At 44.1% G+C, this 4,377-nt stretch carries 4 protein-coding genes; 3 read left to right on the top strand and 1 reads right to left on the bottom strand.

Features of this window, described 5'->3' with window-relative positions; genetic code table 11:
• Positions 1 to 90 precede the first annotated feature (90 nt).
• On the bottom strand, positions 91 to 1,284 hold the full coding sequence (locus RDN93_RS21695) for a hypothetical protein (RefSeq protein ID WP_167966319.1): 1,194 nt from the start codon (positions 1,282 to 1,284) through the stop codon (positions 91 to 93).
• A gap of 243 nt (positions 1,285 to 1,527) precedes the next feature.
• On the opposite strand from RDN93_RS21695, the gene RDN93_RS21690 reads away from it, so the two are divergent.
• The 3 genes from RDN93_RS21690 to RDN93_RS21680 all read left to right on the top strand — a co-directional run.
• The gene (locus RDN93_RS21690; RefSeq protein WP_308747394.1) at positions 1,528 to 2,217 is read left to right on the top strand and encodes a response regulator transcription factor; all 690 of its coding nucleotides are present in this window, start codon (positions 1,528 to 1,530) and stop codon (positions 2,215 to 2,217) included.
• A 9-nt stretch (positions 2,218 to 2,226) separates the two neighbouring features.
• Entirely contained in the window at positions 2,227 to 4,008 is a 1,782-nt protein-coding gene (locus RDN93_RS21685) for an ATP-binding protein (protein ID WP_308747393.1), read from the top strand.
• A 134-nt stretch (positions 4,009 to 4,142) separates the two neighbouring features.
• Positions 4,143 to 4,377: DUF5106 domain-containing protein (locus RDN93_RS21680; RefSeq protein ID WP_308747392.1), on the top strand; the 235-nt coding region annotated here is incomplete at its 3' end.

Below are 4,377 nucleotides of genomic sequence, written 5' to 3'. Positions count from 1 at the left end.
TAAATTTCTTGCCTTGCATCCTTTTTCATTAAATGATTACTTGGCAAAAATACAATAAAATAGGGAAATTGCATGAAGATAGATAAGAAACTATTTACCTATCGGCTGTATTTTCCTGCGCACCTCTTTGGAAATTTCCAAAAACATATAGTTCAACTTGCCGGAATGGATGCCTTCCTCATTCTCTTTATACTTCTTATTGGCGTATTGTTTGGATTTCTCGAAGGTGAGCAATGACATTTCGTTCTGCGACTTGCCTACCATTGTGGAATCCAGTTGTTCGTCGGGGAAGAAGTCGTCCAGGTCGACGTCGCCAATCATCGTTGTTTCCAGGAAGTTCTTGTCGGTATGCGAATTGTCGGTGTAATAGCCCACAAACATATGTCCCGGTGTACGTACCAGGATAGGGTCGATATTGATGGCACGAAGCAACGATGCGAACAATACACTGCCGTCCACGCAGTTGATTTGCGAAGATTCCAACGCATCATCAAACGTACGGACACGTTGCGAGAATACGACATTGCTCGAAAGGCTGGTATTGGAAACAGAGCTGTAACGGAATTTGCGTTTCTGCAAAATGTTCCAAAGGGCATACACCTGCTTGTCTACCGCTCCTTTAGCCTTGCTCTGATAGCCGAGGAAACGATTGACGATGCGGGTATTCAATGCCTCACGGAGCAACTGGTCAATCATCGGGTTCTCTTCATTGACGTAGGCGGCAAAGAAAATACTTGTGTCATGGAACTTGGTTCCGTTCGCCACATATCCCAACAGACATTCGTTGATACTGCGGACAGAGAAGGTACGTACCCGTTGCCCCAAGTCTTTCCCGTTCATCTCGACGGTCACGGCAACGCTCACCGGCTCGGCTTGCGCGTTATTTTTCAATGCTTCGTAATTCCATATAATATCCGGGTAAATCGTGTATTCCGTTCGCGGCTTGTTCAATACGAACTCCGATACGGAACGGGAGAAGAAAGGAGTTTCGGCCACTTCAATGCGTACACGGCTGTATGCGGTCTTTGATTTCAGCCGGATGGCAATACATGATTTCGGGTTTCCCAGATAAGTGGAATCCGAAGGTATGATAACTTGCGCATCAGTAGTGGCTACGGACAGAATGGCCGAAGGGAAGATGTTTCCGCCCAAATCGTCTGCTATCTCAAAGCCGGTATTGAAAGAGGTATATTTAAAGACAGACACACCGCCAAGCAGGAGCAGCAGTACGATAACCGCACCTATCACTTCGCGCTTATGCCGTTTCAAGTCAATTTTTATCATCGTTTGTAGTTTCTATTATCAAACATTTCTATCCTATCTCGCTAACAAAGATAACAAATAGCAAACGTTTTTTCCTCTTGCAACCGACAAAAACTTCCATATTCGGTATCAAATTCCTATAAATCAAAGAATGTAACGTGATTGTAACATCTGTTTCATCTGACCGTAACAAAGTCTCCTCATCTTTGCATCAAAATAAAATAAAAACGTAACTTTGTCATATCACATTAATAAATACATCTTATGAACGAAACCCGTATTTTAGTTGTCGACGATGAAGAAGACCTCTGCGAGATTCTGAAATTCAATCTAGAGAACGAAGGTTATGAGGTAGATACCGCAAACTCTGCCGAAGAAGCACTGAAGATGGACATCAGCAGCTACCATTTAATCCTCCTCGATGTGATGATGGGGGAAATCTCCGGATTCAAAATGGCAAACATGTTGAAGAAAGACAAGAAAACAGCCAAAGTGCCTATCATCTTCATCACGGCAAAAGATACCGAAAACGATACCGTGACAGGATTCAACCTGGGAGCGGACGATTATATCTCGAAGCCTTTCTCCCTGCGCGAAGTCATCGCCCGTGTGAAAGCCGTATTGAGACGTACGGCGACGATGGAAACGGAAAGAGCGCCCGAACGGCTTACTTACCAGACGCTTGTCATCGACATCACTAAAAAGAAAGCGAGTATCGACGACGAAGAAGTGTCATTGACCAAAAAAGAATTTGAAATCCTGCTTCTACTGGTACAGAATAAAGGACGTGTATTCTCACGTGAAGATATTCTGGCACGTATCTGGAGCGACGAAGTGTATGTACTGGACCGTACTATCGACGTAAACATCACCCGTTTGCGCAAAAAGATAGGCATATACGGCAAATGCATTGTCACACGTCTCGGATACGGATACTGTTTTGAAGCTGAATAACTATTTATCATGAACCTGCCTGTAACTCAAAGACATTTTCTTTCTTTCAGCCGGAAGCTTTTCCTTTCGGTCATTTCGTTGTTCCTGGTATTCGCCGTCTGTTTCATCGCGTACCAGTACCAACGCGAACGGGAATATAAAGTAGAACTGCTGAATACCAAATTGCAGGATTACAACAGCCGGCTCTACGAGCGGCTGGATGAGCAACCGCTTGATAACGGAATTATCAACGATTACATCAATAATCATATTCTGGAAGACTTGCGCGTTACGCTTATCGACCTGGATGGGAATGTGGTTTACGACAGTTATCCGAACCACGACGAGCAGATGGAAAACCATCTGAACCGTCCGGAAGTACAAAAGGCGCTGAAACACGGAAACGGATATGACGTGCGCCGTACTTCGGAAACGACAGGAGTTCCTTATTTTTATTCGGCTACACGTTATAAGGATTATATTCTCCGCTCGGCATTACCTTATAATGTCAGCCTTATCAACAACCTGCAGGCAGACCCGCATTACTTATGGTTTACCGTAATCGTGACTTTGCTGCTGATGATTATCTTCTACAAATTCACGAACAAACTGGGGACTTCTATCAGCCAGCTCCGCGAGTTTGCCATGCGTGCCGACCGGAACGAGCCTATCGAGATGGCGATGCAATCGGCTTTCCCACACAATGAACTGGGAGAAATATCGCAGCATATCATCCAAATCTACAAGCGGCTGCACGAAACGAAAGAGGCTCTCTACATCGAACGCGAGAAGCTGATTACCCATCTTCAGATTTCTCACGAAGGACTGGGGGTATTTACGAAAGACAAAAAGGAGATTCTTGTCAACAATCTCTTCACCCAATACAGCAACCTGATTTCGGACTCTAACCTGGAAACTACGGAAGAAGTCTTTGCCATCAACGAACTGAAAGAGATTATACATTTCATCAACAAGAACCAGCAACAACGTTCGAGAGGTAAAGACGAAAAGCGAATGTCTATCACCATCAACAAAAACGGACGCACGTTCATCGTTGAGTGTATCATCTTCCAAGATGCAAGCTTTGAGATTTCAATCAATGATGTCACCCAGGAAGAAGAACAGGTGAATCTGAAACGGCAGTTGACACAGAATATCGCGCATGAGCTGAAAACGCCTGTCAGCAGTATTCAGGGATATCTGGAGACTATCGTCAATAATGAAAACATACCGCGCGAGAAGATTAATGTGTTCCTCGAACGCTGCTATGCACAAAGTAACCGGTTGAGCCGGTTGCTGCGTGACATTTCCGTACTTACCCGCATGGATGAGGCCGCCAACATGATTGACATGGAACGGGTGGATATCAGTGTACTGGTAGGAAATATCATCAACGAGGTTTCACTGGAACTTGACGAGAAGCATATCACGGTAGTTAATTCTTTAAAGAAGAGCATACAGGTCAAAGGTAATTATTCCCTGATTTACTCCATCTTCCGTAATCTGATGGATAACGCCATCGCATACGCCGGAACGAATATCCAGATTAATATCAACTGTTTCCGTGAAGACGAAAGTTTCTATTATTTCAGTTTTGCCGATACGGGCATAGGCGTATCCCCCGAGCATCTGAACCGTCTCTTCGAACGTTTCTACCGGGTAGACAAAGGCCGTTCGCGGAAATTAGGCGGAACGGGTCTGGGACTGGCTATTGTGAAGAATGCAGTGATTATTCATGGCGGCATCATCTCTGCTAAGAACAATCAGGGTGGCGGGTTGGAGTTTGTCTTTACATTGGCAAAGGAGAAGTAAGATTCTTCAAGAAGCAAAGTTCTTAAAAAAGAAGACAGAGAAGAAAAGGAAGAAAAATTCTTTGTATAAAATGAAAAGGCATTATCTTTGTCTTCTATGTAATCCATAGAAGTTCAATATAATAACAGCCAATTATGAAAACGAATCTAAATATTCTTTCGATTGTATGTATTCTTTGTCTTTGTGCCTGCAAAAGCGGGAACGCTTCCGGCTTAAACAAAACCGAAATGGCACAGGATACCATCAAGACTTTCACATTACCCACCATCCCGCCAATGCTGACAGCCCCGGATTTACGGGCAGATTTCCTTGTCAAGCACTATTGGGATAACGTAAACTTTGCCGATACCAATTATATCCATCACCCCG

The organism is uncultured Bacteroides sp. (genome assembly GCF_902491285.1).
Classification (GTDB): Bacteria; Bacteroidota; Bacteroidia; order Bacteroidales; family Bacteroidaceae; genus Bacteroides.
Note: the sequence above shows the minus strand (reverse complement) of the source record. Positions and strands in the feature narration are given on the sequence as shown.

Bases quoted from the DNA above. Each gene is read 5' to 3' on its own strand.
- RDN93_RS21695 (WP_167966319.1), bottom strand. From the start codon at position 1,284: ATGATAAAAATTGACTTGAAACGGCATAAGCGCGAAGTGATAGGTGCG.
- RDN93_RS21690 (WP_308747394.1), top strand. From the start codon at position 1,528: ATGAACGAAACCCGTATTTTAGTTGTCGACGATGAAGAAGACCTCTGC.
- RDN93_RS21685 (WP_308747393.1), top strand. From the start codon at position 2,227: ATGAACCTGCCTGTAACTCAAAGACATTTTCTTTCTTTCAGCCGGAAG.